This is a genomic window from Cryptosporangium sp. NPDC048952 (assembly GCF_043197895.1).
GTDB lineage: Bacteria > Actinomycetota > Actinomycetes > Mycobacteriales > Cryptosporangiaceae > Cryptosporangium.
Window position 1 is genome coordinate 753,671 of sequence record NZ_JBICTY010000002.1, and the last position, 15,152, is coordinate 768,822.

Sequence of the window (15,152 nt, forward strand, 5' to 3'; positions counted from 1 at the left end):
CCGAGACGCTGGAGCGGTTTCGGTCCGTCGGGGCGGCCACCACCACCGCGAGTGGTCACCTGCCGGCGTGGCTCGGGGAGGTCGTCGTGCACGGTGCGGACATCCGGCGCCCGCGTGGCCTGCCGTGCACGCCGTTCGGTTTACGTCGACGACCTGAGCGGGCCGGGCGCGGCCACCCTCCGCACCCGGACCGGTTCGCAGTCAGTCGGTCGTGGGGGCTGAACCGTTGGGGCGGCGCCAGACGCTCGTGGAGTCGGGCAGTGCGGACGCGTCGACCAGCACGATCGGCTCGTCGCGCGCGTCCTTCGGCAACCGCGCGGTGAGCTTCCCGTGGCTGCGGTGGGCGTCCAGCGCGGCCCGGTGGTACTGCTCGAGCATCGCCGCGAACCCCTCGTCGGCGTAGACCGAACCGTCGACGAGCGGCCCGGGCCGCCCCTCCAGCACCGCGACGACGTCCTCACCGGTGAGGGTCTTGTGCGTCTCGAGCGCGTGCGCGAGAGCCAGCACCTCCCGCCGGTTCGCCTCGAGGATCTCCGCAGTACGCACCAGCATCGTGCCGAGGTTGTCCTCGATGCGGTCGGCGAGCGCCTTCCGCGCGTCCTCGTTCTTGCTGGGCCCACCGGGAGAGCCGGTGCCGATCTCCCGCGAGTAGGCATAGGACGACACCGTCGACCCCATCCCCCACACGCCCTCCATGTTCGTCGCCACCGCCGTCGCCGACTCCAGATCCCCCGACACCCCTGACGAACTGTCCCCGTCGAAGAACATCCGCTCACCGGCCAGCGACGCCAGCGACACGTAGATGTCGGACTCGTAGTGGCTGCGCCACGTCGTGAACTGGTCCTCCGGCGGGATGCTCGCGACCATCCCGAGATACCCGCTGCCCTTCTCGATCGTCGCGATGTCGATCTCCATGTGGTGACGCGTGCGGTACGCGACCACCGCGTGGCACGCCTCGTGCACCGCTACGGCGTGCCGCTCCCGCTCGATGTACTCGACGTTCTCCGCCGGACCGAGCTCCTTGAGCTGCTTGGCGCGGATGATGTCGCGCCACGTCACCGTGTCCCGCCCGTCGCGGACCGCGGTGATCAGCGCCTCGTTCACCATGTCCTTGATCGTGGCGCCGGTCGCGTACGGCGTGATCGTCGCGAGCTTGTCCACCTGCTCGGCGTCCAGCTCGTGCTTCACCTTGTCCAGATACCCCTGGTAGGTGCGGACCCGCCCGGCCTTCGTGGGGTATCCGACCTTGTAGATGCGGTCGATGCGGCCCGGCCGCAGCAGCGCCTCGTCGAGCGCCTCCGGCAGGTTCGTCGCCATCATCACGAGGATGCGGTACTTCGGCGGCGGCTTCGGACGCATGCCCAGCGCGCGCCGCACGTACCGGTTGACGAACCCGCGCGGCTTCTTCAACCCGGACAGCTCGGTGAGCAGCGCTTCGAGCGTGCCCATGCCGGCGCCGCCGCCCATGCCGGCACCCATCACGATCTTGTCCTGGCGCATGGCCTGCCGCGTCAACATCAGCCGCGAGTCCTCGGACAGGTACGAGAACCCGTGGCAACCGTCCGTGAACGCACCGCGGGGAAACGCCCCGCCGCCCTGCGCCAGCGCACCACGGTTGCCGAGCGAGTCGGCCTCGTCGAGGAAGACGATCACACCCCCGTACCGCAACGCGAGCTTGCGCAGCTTGCGGAACAGCGACTTCACCTTCAAGATCCCGACGCCCATGAACATGTTCGTGAACGCACCCGGATCGACGAACACGTACGGCTTACCGGTCTCCCCGGCCACCGCCTCGGCCATCAGCGTCTTACCGGTCCCCGGCGGCCCCCACAGCAGAATGCCGCCGGGCACGTACCCGCCCTTGGACTCGATCGCCTCCGGATTCTCCAGGTAGACGATGTTCTCCTTGACGCGTTCGAGCACGTGGTCCTGGCCCCACACGTCGGCGAAGCGCGTCTTCACGTCGTCCGGGTAGTAGACCTCGATCCCGCCGCGCGACAGGAACCAGAAGATCGCAACGAACTGCCCGACGGCGATGAACAGGAAAAACACGATCTGCAGGACGAACGGCAGCGCCTGCCAGATCAGCGCGGGGGCCTGGAACAGCGCCAGCAACGGGGTGGTGTCGAGCACCGCGGCGAGCACCACCGCCACCAGAGCCAAGACCAACAGCCACTTGAAGACGCGAATCAAGCGGAATCGGGTCCAGTCGGAGAACAGCCGGTGCGACGTGCGCTCGAACCCCCCGAAGATGCCGTGGGTCCACAGCCGGTGATAACCCGACGCGTGCTCGCTGACCAGGTAGTGCAGCTGGCGGAGCACCTCGATGCCGGCGAGCACCAGGATCGCGATGCCGGTGCCGCTCTGTACCTGCAGCCGGTTGGCGTCCTGGAACGGCAGCAGCGGGTTGTCGGCCATCGCGGCCCACACCAGCGCGAACCACACCAGCGTGAACAGCAGCAGGAACTTGATCCGGTCCCAGACCGGGAGCTTCTTGCGGGTGGTGCGCTCCTGTTCGCGCGGCCCGGTCTCGGGTGGCCGTAAGCCCTCCAGTGTGGTCATGCGTCGCTCCTCACCGTGAAGGACTTCGCGATCGTGTCGAGCTCGTCGACCCGATCGCGGTAACAGCTGGTCGAGCACCGGATGATCAGCAGGTAGAGCATGGTTCCGGCGTTGTTGACCAACGCGGTCTGGTCGAACGTGTGCAGGACGCCGTTCGCCAGCTCGTAGTCGAAGATCACCCGGACGCCGTGCAGGCCGTCGGACGGGGTGAGCACCTCGCTGCGCACCAGTTCGAAGCCGGTGAGCGGGAGGCTCCCGGCCGCCGCCTCGCGCGCGGTGGGCGTGACCGGCAGGAACGCGTCGCGTAACAGGTCGAGGGAGACCTTGCTCTGCTGTTCCTCGGTCAGCGGCGCCACCCGGGCGTAGAGAATCGGCTCGTCGGTGAGCCCGACGGTCACCAGGTGGTCCGCGGCGGGCGACTCGGCGGCGTCGTACGCCACCGACCACCAGCTCTGCTGACGCATCTCCGCGGCCACCGAGTCGGTGTTCGTGCCGCTCAGCGCGTCGTCCAAGGACTTGGTTGCGGTTTCGTGCCAGCCCTGCGGCACCTTGAAGTAGGTCTTGTGGCCGGAGTTCTTCACGTACGTGAAGTCCGGCGCGCCGCAGGCGGCTACCAGGGCCAGAACGGTAATTGCGACGATGTGGATGCTGCGTTTGTGCATGGCGACTCCACCACTCGTCCGGCCCGGCCCGCGTAGGAAGTATCTCCCCGAACTGTTACGTTGTCGTGACCTTCCGCGATTTTGGGTGTCCGATTCAACAAATCGACGGCCGGTCCAACGCCTAGGCCCTGTCCTGCGAATCTCGCTCGCAGCGAGGCACCGCTCAGCCGTCGCCAGGCAAGGCGGAGGGATGTCCGGATACCGCTGTTGTATCCGGACATCCCGACAACGCGGACTGGCGGCGGCTGAGCGGAGCCGCAGCCGAGCATGGATTCGCAGGACAGGGCCTAGGCTCACGGCTGTGACGGGCGAGGAACTCGGCGTCGACTTTGGAACGACGAGCACCGTGGCCGTGGTGCGCCCGGACAGTGGCGTACCGGTGCCGCTGCTGATCGACGGGTCGCCGAGCATCCCGTCCGCGGTGTTCCTGGATCTCGACGGCACACTGCTGACCGGCCAGGACGCGCTACGCTCCGCGCGCGGAGCGCCGGCGTCGCTCGAACCGCATCCCAAGCGCTGTATCGACGACGGCACGCTGCTGTTGGGTGGGCAGCAGGTGCCGGTAACCGAGGTGATCGCGGCAGTCCTGGGACGGGTCGCCGACGAGGCGCGACGGGTGCTCGGTGGGGCGGCGCCCCGGACCCGGTTGACGCACCCGGTGGCGTGGGGGCCTCGGCGGACCGGTCTGTTGCTCGCTGCGGCGGAACGGGCCGGGCTCGGTGAGGTGCAGTTGGTTCCCGAGCCGGTGGCGGCGGCCGCGTACGCCGCGAGTGACGGGGTGTGGCTCTGTTACGACCTCGGCGCGGGCACCACGGACCTCACGCTGGTGCGCGGGGGCACGGTGCTGGCCAGCGGTGGGTTGCCCGACGTCGGTGGCTTGGACATCGACCAGGCGCTGGTCGACCACTTCGGGGCGGCGCTGTCCGGGCGGGAGGGGTGGGCGCGGCTCGTCGCGCCGCGGACGGCGTCGGACCGGCGCGCGGCGATGGCGTTCCGGGGTGACGTCCGGCAGGCGAAGGAGGTCCTGTCGCGACGGTCGTCGACGGTGGTGCACGTTCCGTTGGTGGACGTGGACGTGCCGCTGGGGCGGGAGACGCTCGACGAGGTCGCGCTGCCGGTGCTGCGGCGGACGCTCGGGGCGGTGCGGAAGCTGGTGCGGGGCGGGCCGCCGCTCGACGGGGTGTTCCTGGTGGGTGGGGGGTGCCGGATGCCGCTCGTGGCCACACTGCTCCATCGCGAGCTGGGGTTACCTCCCGTGCTCGTCGAGAGCCCCGAAACCATCGTCGCCCTGGGCTCCCTCCTGGTCGACCGCGAGACTCCACCACCCCTCGCCCCCGACCAACCCGCGGCAGCAGCCACCCAAGCCGCCCCGGCCGCCGAGCCCGCGGCGGCAAAGCCCGGATCCCCCGAGCCCGCGGCGGCGGGACCTGCGGCGGGGACTGCGGCGACGCAGCCCGCGGCGACGCAGCCCCCGGCGACGGAGCCTGCGGCGGCAAGGCGCGGGGGCGCCGAGCCCGCGGCGGTGGAGGCCGCGGTGATCGGGTCGGCTGCTGCGCAGCCTGCGGCTGCGTTCGGCGGGCGGACCGCCACTCGCGCGCGGCGGGGCCGATGGATCGGTGCGGTCGGGAGTGCCGTGATCGTCATCGTTCTCGTGCTGGTGTTCTCCCTGAAAGCCGGCGACGACGACAAGAACCCCGACACGCCACCGGCCAGCAAACCCCGTGTCACGGGTGACGCCACCGCAACCCGCATCGGCGACCTCAAAGCCCCGGGCGAAGTCACCACCATCCACCTCAGCGACGGCGCCGCGCTGATCGTCGCCGCCGACGGCACCGGCCGAACCTGGTGCGCCAAGCTCGAAGACAGCACCTGGCGGCCACTCCCCACCGGCCCACCCCTCGTCGCCGTGGTCTTCGACGACAGAACTCAGGACGGCACCGCAGCAGGCCTCCGCACCGACGGCACCCTCGACCGCTGGTCGACCGAAACCGCCACCCGCACCGCCCGCGACGCGTCGATCGGCCCGGTCGCCCGCGCCGTCACCGCCGACCGCGATCTCCTCGCCGTCGGCCCGGACCGTCGCGCCCAACTCTGGAACCCCTTCTCCACCGACCGCGGCCGAGCCCGCTTCACCCTCCCCACCGGCACCGACGCGATCACCGCCGGCGGCGACCTCGTCGCAGCACACACGACCGACGGCACCGTCCACCTCCTCGACGCCCGCACCACCGGCACGTTCGAGCAACGCCTCACGCTCGACACCGGACCGGTGACCGCGCTGACCGCGAACGGCAACGACTTCGAGGTCCTGCTCGCCGCCGCCGACCCCACCGGACGCGTTCGCCTCTGGGACTACCTCATCCCCTCGGACGCCAGCCCGCAGCGTCGCTACCCGGGCTTCCGCGCCGTCGACGACAACCCGGTCGTCACCCCGGGGAACCCGAAGCGCGCAACCCGGGAACACCGGACCGTCGCGCACGGCCGCCCACTGTCCGCGCTGGTGTTCAGCGACGACGGCCAGTACCTCGCCACCGCTGACCCGACCGGCACCATCAACATCTGGGACGTCGCCAACGGCATGCGGCTCGCGGCGGTCACCCATCTGAAGGGCCTGATCGCCCCTCTCGACTTCCGCGGCCGACGCCTCTACGTCCCCACCGCGGACACCACCGGCGTCCGCATCTGGAAGATCGAACTGAACCAGGCGTGACCCTGCGCCAGGGTGTACCGCGCAAGCCGCGTCTGGGCTTGTTATTTTGCTCGCTTCTCAATGGTCCCGTTCGGACGAGTCAGAACGCGCCGGAACGAGACCGCTGCGGCCGGGCAGCGAGGTGAGGGCCAAGGAGGGTCCGGTTGGGAGACCCCCGGCGGTCGGACGGTCCCGAGCGGTCCCGTTCGGGCGAGGCAGGGCGCGTCCGAACGGGACCGGTGCGGGCGCGCGGCGCCGCCAAAAGGACCGGGGCGGGCGGCGCCGCCGAAAGGACCGATGCGGGCGGGCGGCGCCGCCGAAAGGACCGGGGCGGGCGGGCGGCGCCGCCTAAAGGACCGGGGCGGTCACCGGGCGGTCCCGTTCGGGCGGGTCGGGGCGCGTCCGAACGGGACCGGTGGCGGTCAGGGGGTGCGGTTGAGGAGGACCCGGGCGCCGATCACGGTGATCAGGCCGGCGGCAACCACGGTGAGGAGGCCTACTCGGAGGCTCGTGGCGTCGGCTAGGAGGCCGACGAGTGGTGGTGAGAGGAGGAAGCCTCCGCGCAGCAGCCAGCTCACGACGGTGAGGCCGGTTCCGGGTGCGAGGCCGGGGAGTTCGTCGGCGGTGAGCATCGCGGCGGGAACGAGCGTTGCGAAGCCGAGCCCCGCGAGGGCGAACCCCGCGAGGGTCGTGGGGACGCTCGGCAGGGCGAGCGCCAAGCCCATGCCGAGGGCGGCGAGCGCTCCCCCGGCGCGGGCGACGGTGCGCTGACCGAACCGGTCGACCACACGGTCGCCGGTGAGACGGCCGATCGTCATCGCGGTCTGCAGGGCGACGAACGCGAGTCCAGCAGTCGCGGCGCCCGCGCCCAGCCCGGTGAGGTACAGCGCGCCCCACGAAGCCCCGGCGTCCTCGACCAGCGCCCCACAGGCCGCCAACAGACCGAGCGCCGCAATCATCCGAACCGCATGCCCCGCCACCCGCCGCCGACCGCTCCCACCAGCCACCGAAGCCGCCCCAGCCGCAGGGCCACCACCAACAGTGTCGGAGGCGGGGTGGCCGCTGGACGCGCCCTCCGCGGACGGGGCGGCGTCGGGTGTTGGCTCGGTGGAGGGACGTTCGGCGGTGTCCGGGCCCGGGAGCAGGTAGCGGAGGGCTGCCAAGGCCACGGCGCTGAACAGGAGCGCGGAGATCGTCAGGTGGAGGGCCAGGGGCAGGCGCAGACCTGCGGCGGCCGAGCCCATCAGACCGCCGGTCACCGCCCCGATGCTCCACAGCCCGTGAAACGAGTTCACGATCGAGCGCCCGTAGACCCGCTGCACCCGCAGACCGTGGGAGTTCTGCGCGACGTCGACAATCGCGTCGAGCGCCCCCACGAGCCCGATCAACACCGCGAACACCACCCACGTCGGCGCGAACGGCAACGCGAGCGTGCTCACCGCGAGCACGACGATGCCCACCGCCGCGACCGGCCCGGACCGGAACCGTCGGATGATCGCCGCGGCGAACAGCCCAGCGAGCAACGCGCCGAGCGGCATCGCGGCCAACGCGGTACCGAGTACCGCGTTGCTCACCCCGAGCTCGGCTTTGATCTGCGGATACCGGGGCACGACGTTCGCGAACAACGCGCCGTTGGTGAGGAACAGCGCCGCGACGGCGGCGCGGGCACGGCGCGCCGAACGGGACGGCGCGCTGGAGGGGGACAGCACGGCGGACACGAGTGATCTCCGAGAGCTAGAAGAGAGCGGTCAGCGCGCGTAGCGCTCGATGGCGTGCCGGATCTGCGCCGGCGTCATCGGGTCGGTGGACAGCGCGCTGTGCAGCACGAGTCCCTCGATGAGCGCGTCGAGTTCCCGCGCGGTGGTGGGGTCGAAGTGACGTTCGAGGGCGTCGCGGCTGCGTTGCATCCACGCCTGGGTGACGGCACGCAGCGCCGGGTTGCGGGCGGCGGCGACGTAGAGCTCGACGCTGAGCACGAGGTCCTGGGCCGGTCCGAGCAGGTCCTCGGAGACGAGTGTGATGACCGCTTCGATTGCCGAGTCGCGGTCGGTGGCGGCGGAGAGGCGCTCGTCGAACACGGTCGCGACCGCGGAGGCGTGCCGTGTGAACGCCTCGGTGAGCACCTCGTCGAGCGACGCGAAGTGATAGGTCATCGAGCCGAGCGGCACGTCGGCGACCCGTGCGATCTCCCGGTGCGTGGTCGCGGCGACACCTTTCTCCGCGAGCACCACGAGCGCAGCGTCGATCAACCGGTCCCGCCGCCCCGGATCGTGCCGCCGCACCCGCCGCGGCGCGGTCGTCACCGCCACGTCCGGCTCCGCCGGTGACTCAGGACGCGGCGCGGGAGGCTGCTCGGTCATGGGATGTCTCGGACCACTCGGGCCGGGTTGCCGACCGCGACGACGTTCGCGGGGAGGTCACGCGTCACGACGGCACCGGCGCCGACGACAGTGTTCTCGCCGATCGTGACGCCGGGCAGCACGATCACCCCACCCCCGAGCCACACGTTGTCACCGATCACGATCGGCTTCGCGGCTTCCCACTTGTCCCGGCGCGGCCCGGCCTCGACCGGGTGCGTCGGCGTCAACAGCTGCACGTTCGGCCCGATCTGTACGTCGTCCCCGATCGTGATCGGGGCAACATCCAGCGCCACCAGACCGAAGTTCGCGAACGTCCGCGCGCCGATCCGCAGGTAGCGCCCGTAGTCGACGCGCAGGGGCGGCCTGATCTCGGTGCCCTCCCCCACCGCGCCGAGCAGCGCGGTGAGCAGCCGGCGCCGCTCGTCCGGACGACGGGCCGAGGACGCATTGTACTCGTCCGTCAGGTCCACGGCGCGCAGGCTCTCCTCGGCCAGCTCGGGGTCGTCGGCGATGTAAAGGTCACCGGCGAGCATGCGCTCCCGCATCGAGCGGCCGTCCGTCGTCATGTGTACGAGCGTACACATGATGCGTACGCCAGTACATAACGATCAGGGAGCAGCGAGCCGGAGCAGAGACGGCGAACGATCCGGCCCGTACTTGTGGGCGAACAGCGCTGCCGCCCGGTCCCGCGCCTCGGGTCCGGCGTTAGTGAGCACGTACGGCGTCGACCCGTCGGAGGTGATCGACAGCTCGTGCCCGATCCGGAGCGAGCCGGCGTCGACCCAGGTCTCACCGTCCAGCACCACGTACTCCAGGTCGTACTCCATCGCCTGCCCTGGCGTCCGGACGCCGAGCCGGTAGTGGTCGGCGATCTCGCGGAGCCCGGCGCCGTTCCACCGGTTGTCGAACGCCTCCAGCGCGAGCCCGCCGAGGTCACCGGCCACCCGCACCTCACGCTGGTAGTTCTCGCTGACCCGCCGGTTGCGGAACAGCCCGTAGGAGAGCCAGTCGTCGATCCGGTACAGCGCGTGCGCCGGACCCACCGGGCTGACCCGCACCTCGAAGTGGTCCGCGTGCCGCGGTGGCAACTCCCCGAGGATCTCGTCGAGCCGCTCGATGTTCTCCCGCATCAGCGCGATCGCATCCGTCGGAGCCACCTGGTTCGCCCGCTGTGCGGCGTCCGGACAGGAAGGATCGGTGAGCATGATCCGGAACCGGACACCACGGTCGAGTGCTTTTCGCACCGCGGCGGCGAAAGCCGCCGCGTGGGTGGGTTCGAGCAGGCCGGTCCAGTACTTCCAGATATCGACGTGGTCGTTCGCGCGTTCGATGCTGCGGATGACGTCGCGGTAGTCCAATCGGTTGCGCCATCGCACGGCGTTGCGGTTGAGCGAAAGCACCAACGGTTGCAGCACGAGCACGGCGAGCACCAGGTCGATCAGGTTCGAGCCGATGTTGATCCGTACCTCGGTGGCGAAGCCCTCGACATGTCTGACCGGGTACAGCAGTCCGAACCCGGCCAGGAGCAGCGCCGCCCCGATGACCACGTACAGATAGGACAGCCGCCGCCCCGGTAACCGCATCGACCCATGGTGCAACAGCGGGGGTGAGCGCGTCTGGCAGAATGCCCGGCATGACGGTGCCCGGGATCCTGCGCGAAGCGCGGGCTCTCGTGTTCGTCCTGGTCTGCCTGAGCCTGTCGACGGCGCTGCACACGTGGGCGCACGGCGACCTGCCGCCGCCGATCGCGCTGTTCGCCGGAGCGGGTCTGGTCACGATCGTGGCCGTGCCGCTGACCGGCCGGCAGCGGGGACTGCCCGTCATCGCCGGTGCGCTCGCACTCACCCAGGCGGGGCTGCACGGCCTGTTCACGACGATCCCGGCCGGGGCGCCGCACACGATGGTGATGCCGACGCCCGGGACGATGTTCACCGCGCACGTCGTCGCCGGTGGTCTGACCGCGCTGTGGCTGTACGCCGGTGAGGTCGCCGTCTGGCGGCTGGTGCGCCGGCTCGCCCAGCGTCTGCCGCGCCTGGGTGTGCTGTTGGCGCTCGCGGCGCTGCGTCTGTTCGCTCCGGCTCCGCGCCGGTTCACGCGTGCTCGGCTCGCCGAGCTCGCTCCCCCGCTGCCCGAGCCCACGTGGCTGCGCAGCGTCGTCCGGCGAGGGCCCCCGTGCACCCTCGCCGTGACCGCCCTCTGACGCGAATTCCTCGGGGGCTGGATCACGGCTGCGTCCGTCATCCACTTCATCCGCCCAGAAAGGGCACCCCCATGTCTTCCCGTATCCGTCTTGCCCATTTCCTGCCCGCCATCGCATTGACGCTCGGCCTGCTGGCCGCTGGTTGCAGTACTGACGCCTCGTCCACCACTGCCGCCGCGGAGGCTCCCGCTGCTCCGGCCGCCTCGGCCGCCACGGAGACGACGATCTCGATCACCGACCCGTGGTTCAAGGCTGCCGACAAGGGCATGACCGCCGCGTTCGGCACGCTGGTGAACAACACCGACAAGCCGCTCACGATCGTCAGCGCGACGTCGGACGTCTCGACGATGGAACTGCACGAGATGACGATGAAAGACGGCAAGATGGTCATGCAGCCCAAGGAAGGCGGCTTCGTGCTGCCGGCCAAGGGCAAGCACGAGCTCTCGCCCGGTGGCGACCACCTGATGTTCATGGAGCTGAAGTCGCCGGTGCAGGCCGGCGACGAGGTCACGTTCACGCTGAAGCTCGCGGACGGCAGCACGGTTCCGTTCACCGCGGTGGCGAAGCCGTACTCCGGTGCGGAGGAGAGCTACGCGCCTGACGGCGGCATGACCATGTCCTCTGGCAGCGCGTCCAAGTGACTTCTCGCCGCCTCGCGGTGAGCAGGCGTGGCCTGCTCACCGGCGGTGCGGCGGCGGTCGGCGGCGCCCTGGTGGGCGCCGCCTCCGCGACCGCTGTCACCGCTTCGTCCACCGATCCCCAGCCCGCCGCCGACCCGGCACCGGCCGACTACGGCAGCCAGACGGTGCCGTTCCACGGCGCCCGGCAGGCCGGGATCGACACGCCGCCGCAGGCGTTCGCGTCGTTCCTCGGGTTGACGTTGAAGCCCGGCACCGACCGGAAGGCACTCGGCCGCATGCTGCGGTTGCTCACCGACGACGTCGCGCGGCTCACCCAGGGCCGACCGGCGCTCGGTGACACCGAAGCCGACCTCGCGCTGACCCCGGCGAGGTTGACCGTCACGTTCGGGTTCGGGCCCGGCCTCTACACGGCTGCCGGACTCCCGCCCGCCGTCACCACCCTGCCGAAATTCGGCATCGACCGGTTGGAGCCGCGCTGGACCGGCGGTGACCTGCTCCTGCAGATCTGCGCCGACGATCCGACGACTGTCGCGCACGCCCAGCGCATGCTGATCAAGGACGCCCGGCCGTTCGGGGCGATTCGCTGGGTGCAACGGGGGTTCCGGCGGGGGCGCGGGGTCGAGGCCGACGGGGCTACCCACCGCAACCTGATGGGTCAGCTCGACGGCACGGTGAACCCCAAGCCGGACAACCCCGCCGTCTGGAACGGGAACGCCACGACGATGGTGCTGCGTCGGATCCGGATGGAGATCGAGACGTGGGACAAACTGTCCCGGACCGACAAGGAACTGGTCACGGGGCGTCGGCTCGATTCCGGTGCGCCGTTGACCGGGAAGCACGAGCACGACGAACCCGATTTCACCGCGGTCGACCCGACCGGGCTGCCGGTGATGCCGGACTTCTCGCACGTCACCCGGGCGCACGTCAGTGATGAACGGATGCGGATCCTGCGCCGTCCCTACAGTTACGACGGCGAGCCGGACGCGGAGGGAGTTCCGGACAGCGGGTTGATCTTCGCTGCGTTCCAGGCCGACGTCGTGACGCAGTTCCTCCCGATTCAGCAACGTCTCGCCGAACAGGACCTGATGAACCAGTGGATCACGCCCATCGGCTCCGCCGTCTTCGCCATCCCACCGGGCTGCGGGGAGGGAGGCTGGATCGGCGACCAGCTACTCGCCTAGTCGCGCCGCGGCGCGCGGCCGCGGCGGTCGCGGCACAGCGCGGGAGCGGCGCGGCCGCGCTTGCCGCGCGGTGGCGGACTGGGGTCTCGCTGGCCGTTGCCGCGCTGCTGACGGTGGCGGGAGTCGTGCTGGGGGCGCAGCCTGCGAAGGCTCATTCGAATCTGGCTGGTAGTTCGCCGAAGGCCGACAGTACGGTGACGGCCGCGCCGAAGCAGGTCACGTTGACGTTCGGCGAGGTCATCCGGGGCAACTTCAGCACGGTGGTGGTGACCGGTCCGGACGGCGTCAGGTACGGCGACGGCAAGGCCAGTGCCGTGGACAAGACGCTGTCCCAGCCGGTGAAACCCCTTGTTGCGGGGAAGTACACGGTCGCGTGGCGGGTCGTGTCCGCTGACGGGCACCCGATCCAGGGCGTCTTCACGTTCACCGCGGACCTCCCGGCGGCTCCCTCCCCGAGCCCCACCGAGCCGGCGCCGAACGTGAGCGAGCCCGCGCCCTCGCAGAGTCCGGCCGCGGCCACCGAGCCCACCGACGACGGCAGCTCCCCCCTCCCCTGGGTGATCGCCGGCGTAGCGGCCGTCCTCGCCCTGGCAGGCGCCACCCTCCTGGCCAGGAGGCGCCGAACGACCTGACCCGGGTCCCCGCCGCGCCCCCGCGCGGCGGGGAACGGGGGTCGGGTTTCCGCACCGCCACGAGCGCGCCGTAGCGCCGAGCAGATGGATCGGCTCGGTCACGCACTGCGCGATGTCGAACGGCGTCCCGGCCCGATTCGGTCAGGCGATGACCGCACGGTCCACGGTCCAGGCGCGGGCCTGTTCGCTGAGCGTCACCCCGAGGCCGGGCCGATCAGGCACGCGAATCCGCCCGGAATCGATCACCAACCGCTCGTTGAACAGCGGATACAGCCAGTCGAAGTGCTCGAGCCACGGCTCGGTCGGATACGCCGCCGCCAGATGGACGTGGATCTCCATCGCGAAATGCGGCGCCAGAGTCACGTGCGCGTGCTCGGCGAGCGTCGCCAACCGCAGGAACTGGGTGATCCCGCCGATCCGCGGCGCGTCGGGCTGGATGACGTCCACCGCGTCCAGCAACGACACGTGCTCGCCGACGCTCGTCAGCATCTCCCCCGACGCGATCGGGGTGTCCAGCACCGCGGCGAGCCGACCGTGCCCGACGTGGTCGTACGCGTCGAGCGGCTCCTCGATCCACACCAGCCCGAACTCCTCCAGCGCCCGTCCGAGCCGGAGCGCCGTGGCCCGGTCCCACTGCTGGTTCGCATCCACCATCAGCGGCACGTCGTCGCCCACATGCGCACGGACGGCCTCGACCCGGGCGAGGTCCGTCGACGCGGACGGATGCCCGACCTTGATCTTGATCCCGCCGATACCGGCGGCGAGTGCGGCCGTCGCGTTGTCGAGCACCTGTGTCAGAGGCGCGTGCAGGAAGCCACCCGACGTGTCGTAGCACCGCACCGAATCGCGGTACGCACCGAGAAGCTTCGCCAGCGGCAACCCGGCCCGTTTCGCCTTCAGGTCCCACAGGGCGACGTCGATCGCGGCGATCGCCTGGGTCGACGCGCCGCTGCGCCCCACCGACGCCCCGGCCCACACCAGCTTCGTCCAAAGGCGCCCGATGTCGCTGGGGTCCTCGCCGATCAGATCCGGCGCGACCTCGCGGGCGTGCGCGAACTGCGCGGGGCCACCGGCGCGTTTGCTGTAGCTGAACCCGAGCCCTTCGTGCCCGTCGGCGGTGCGGACCTCCGCGAACAGGAACGCGACCTCGGTCATCGGGCGCTGCCGGCCGGTGAGCACATTGGCGTCGCTGATCGGAGTGCGGAGTGGCAGCGTCACCGAGGAGAGCGTCACCTCGGTGATCCGGTCGGGCATCACACGACCTTGGAGATCAGCGCGCCGAGCGAAGCCTGCTCGTCAGCGGTGAGGTCGGTCAACGGCGGCCGCACCCGCCCCCCGTTCCGCCCTACGGTGTTCAGACCGGCTTTGATGATCGAGACGGCATACCCGCGGGCGCGGTTGCGGATGTCGAGGTACGGGATGACGAAGTCGTTGAGCATCGCGTACACGCTCGCACGGTCCTGGGCCCGCACGGCCGCGAAGAAGCGCAGCGCGAACTCCGGGGCGAAGTTGTACAGCGCCGACGAGTAGGTCGTCACGCCGAGCTGCAGCAACGGCAGTGCGAACGTCTCCGCGGTGGGCAGCCCACCGATGTACAGCAGCCGCTCGCCCACCCGGGCGTACGTGCGGGTGAGCCGTTCGATGTCACCCACACCGTCCTTCAGCCCGATCAGGTTCGGATTGCGATCGGCCAGTTCGGCGACCGTCACGTCGTCGAACACCGCGTTGCTGCGGCTGTAGACGATGACCCCCAGGTCGACCGCTGAACAAACCGCGGTGACGTGCGCGGCGAGCCCGGCTTGCGTGCCTTCGGTGAGGTACGGGGGCAGCAACAGCAGGCCGGCTGCGCCAGCAGCGGAAGCCGCACGCGCCAACTCGACCGCCTGTGCCGTCCCTCCGGTCGCCGGAGCGACGACCGGTACGCGCCCACCGACCTCACCCACGGCGGCGCGCACCACGGCGTCGATCTCGGTAGTGGTGAGAGAGAAACCCTCGCCGGTGCCGCCACCGGCGAACAGACCTGCGACACCGAACTCGGCCTGCCAGGCGAGGTGCTCGCGGTAGCGAGGCTCGTCGAAGGCGAGCTGGTCGTCGAAGTGCGTCACCGGGAAGGAGAGCAGGCCGGTGCCCAGGCGGGCGGCGAGCTCGGCAGGAGGCATCGTCACCCGATCACGGTAAGAAGCACTGTCGATGCCTGTCCAAGAGCGTTTCCGTATGACGTGATG

At 70.6% G+C, this 15,152-nt stretch carries 13 protein-coding genes; 5 read left to right on the forward strand and 8 right to left on the reverse strand.

Annotated elements, in window-relative coordinates; genetic code table 11:
- Positions 1–201: 201 nt before the first annotated feature.
- Together ACGFY5_RS11715 and ACGFY5_RS11720 are read right to left on the reverse strand one after the other, a co-directional pair.
- Positions 202–2,562, reverse strand: coding sequence for an AAA family ATPase (locus tag ACGFY5_RS11715; RefSeq protein ID WP_392719550.1), 2,361 nt, complete (start codon positions 2,560–2,562; stop codon positions 202–204).
- Positions 2,559–3,224: a hypothetical protein gene (locus tag ACGFY5_RS11720; RefSeq protein ID WP_392719551.1), complete on the reverse strand. Its 666-nt coding sequence runs from the start codon at positions 3,222–3,224 to the stop codon at positions 2,559–2,561. The genes ACGFY5_RS11715 and ACGFY5_RS11720 overlap by 4 nt, the downstream gene beginning before the upstream one ends.
- A gap of 301 nt (positions 3,225–3,525) precedes the next feature.
- On the opposite strand from ACGFY5_RS11720, the gene ACGFY5_RS11725 reads away from it, so the two are divergent.
- Positions 3,526–5,934 carry an Hsp70 family protein gene (locus ACGFY5_RS11725; RefSeq protein ID WP_392719552.1) on the forward strand — a complete coding sequence of 803 codons (2,409 nt, stop codon included), beginning with the start codon at positions 3,526–3,528 and terminating at the stop codon, positions 5,932–5,934.
- A 401-nt stretch (positions 5,935–6,335) separates the two neighbouring features.
- Here ACGFY5_RS11725 and ACGFY5_RS11730 read toward each other — a convergent pair whose 3' ends face one another.
- From ACGFY5_RS11730 to ACGFY5_RS11745, 4 genes are read right to left on the reverse strand one after another with little or no spacing between them, the layout of a single operon-like run.
- A complete protein-coding gene (locus tag ACGFY5_RS11730; RefSeq protein ID WP_392719553.1) occupies positions 6,336–7,631 on the reverse strand; it encodes an MFS transporter in 1,296 nt (431 codons plus the stop codon).
- 30 nt (positions 7,632–7,661) lie between these two features.
- Complete coding sequence (locus ACGFY5_RS11735) at positions 7,662–8,273, reverse strand: TetR/AcrR family transcriptional regulator (RefSeq protein WP_392719554.1); 612 nt, start codon at positions 8,271–8,273, stop codon at positions 7,662–7,664.
- A complete protein-coding gene (locus ACGFY5_RS11740) occupies positions 8,270–8,839 on the reverse strand; it encodes a sugar O-acetyltransferase (protein ID WP_392719555.1) in 570 nt (189 codons plus the stop codon). The genes ACGFY5_RS11735 and ACGFY5_RS11740 overlap by 4 nt, the downstream gene beginning before the upstream one ends.
- A 42-nt stretch (positions 8,840–8,881) precedes the next feature.
- Positions 8,882–9,856, reverse strand: a complete 975-nt coding sequence (locus ACGFY5_RS11745; RefSeq protein ID WP_392719556.1) for a hypothetical protein — start codon at positions 9,854–9,856, stop codon at positions 8,882–8,884.
- A gap of 50 nt (positions 9,857–9,906) precedes the next feature.
- On the opposite strand from ACGFY5_RS11745, the gene ACGFY5_RS11750 reads away from it, so the two are divergent.
- From ACGFY5_RS11750 to ACGFY5_RS11765, 4 genes are all read left to right on the forward strand, one after another.
- Positions 9,907–10,473, forward strand: a complete 567-nt coding sequence (locus ACGFY5_RS11750) for a hypothetical protein (RefSeq protein ID WP_392719557.1) — start codon at positions 9,907–9,909, stop codon at positions 10,471–10,473.
- Between the two features lie 71 nt (positions 10,474–10,544).
- The gene (locus tag ACGFY5_RS11755) at positions 10,545–11,114 is read left to right on the forward strand and encodes a copper chaperone PCu(A)C (RefSeq protein WP_392719558.1); all 570 of its coding nucleotides are present in this window, start codon (positions 10,545–10,547) and stop codon (positions 11,112–11,114) included.
- Positions 11,115–11,131: 17 nt separating this feature from the next.
- Complete coding sequence (locus ACGFY5_RS11760; RefSeq protein WP_392720474.1) at positions 11,132–12,295, forward strand: Dyp-type peroxidase; 1,164 nt, start codon at positions 11,132–11,134, stop codon at positions 12,293–12,295.
- 125 nt (positions 12,296–12,420) lie between these two features.
- Positions 12,421–12,927, forward strand: a complete 507-nt coding sequence (locus tag ACGFY5_RS11765) for a copper resistance protein CopC (RefSeq protein WP_392720475.1) — start codon at positions 12,421–12,423, stop codon at positions 12,925–12,927.
- Between the two features lie 141 nt (positions 12,928–13,068).
- Here ACGFY5_RS11765 and ACGFY5_RS11770 read toward each other — a convergent pair whose 3' ends face one another.
- Both ACGFY5_RS11770 and kdgD read right to left on the reverse strand, forming a co-directional pair.
- Positions 13,069–14,181, reverse strand: a complete 1,113-nt coding sequence (locus ACGFY5_RS11770) for a mandelate racemase/muconate lactonizing enzyme family protein (RefSeq protein WP_392719559.1) — start codon at positions 14,179–14,181, stop codon at positions 13,069–13,071.
- Positions 14,181–15,086, reverse strand: coding sequence for a 5-dehydro-4-deoxyglucarate dehydratase (gene kdgD / locus ACGFY5_RS11775; RefSeq protein WP_392720476.1), 906 nt, complete (start codon positions 15,084–15,086; stop codon positions 14,181–14,183). Before kdgD ends, ACGFY5_RS11770 begins: the two co-directional genes overlap by 1 nt.
- Between the last annotated feature and the right edge of the window lie 66 nt (positions 15,087–15,152).

Excerpts from the sequence above, each read along its gene's own strand:
- ACGFY5_RS11770 (WP_392719559.1), bottom strand. The coding sequence starts at position 14,181 with ATGCCCGACCGGATCACCGAGGTGACGCTCTCCTCGGTGACGCTGCCA.
- ACGFY5_RS11715 (WP_392719550.1), bottom strand. The coding sequence starts at position 2,562 with ATGACCACACTGGAGGGCTTACGGCCACCCGAGACCGGGCCGCGCGAA.
- ACGFY5_RS11745 (WP_392719556.1), bottom strand. The coding sequence starts at position 9,856 with ATGCGGTTACCGGGGCGGCGGCTGTCCTATCTGTACGTGGTCATCGGG.
- ACGFY5_RS11740 (WP_392719555.1), bottom strand. The coding sequence starts at position 8,839 with ATGACGACGGACGGCCGCTCGATGCGGGAGCGCATGCTCGCCGGTGAC.
- ACGFY5_RS11755 (WP_392719558.1), top strand. The coding sequence starts at position 10,545 with ATGTCTTCCCGTATCCGTCTTGCCCATTTCCTGCCCGCCATCGCATTG.
- ACGFY5_RS11720 (WP_392719551.1), bottom strand. The coding sequence starts at position 3,224 with ATGCACAAACGCAGCATCCACATCGTCGCAATTACCGTTCTGGCCCTG.
- ACGFY5_RS11750 (WP_392719557.1), top strand. The coding sequence starts at position 9,907 with ATGACGGTGCCCGGGATCCTGCGCGAAGCGCGGGCTCTCGTGTTCGTC.
- ACGFY5_RS11735 (WP_392719554.1), bottom strand. The coding sequence starts at position 8,273 with ATGACCGAGCAGCCTCCCGCGCCGCGTCCTGAGTCACCGGCGGAGCCG.
- kdgD (WP_392720476.1), bottom strand. The coding sequence starts at position 15,086 with ATGCCTCCTGCCGAGCTCGCCGCCCGCCTGGGCACCGGCCTGCTCTCC.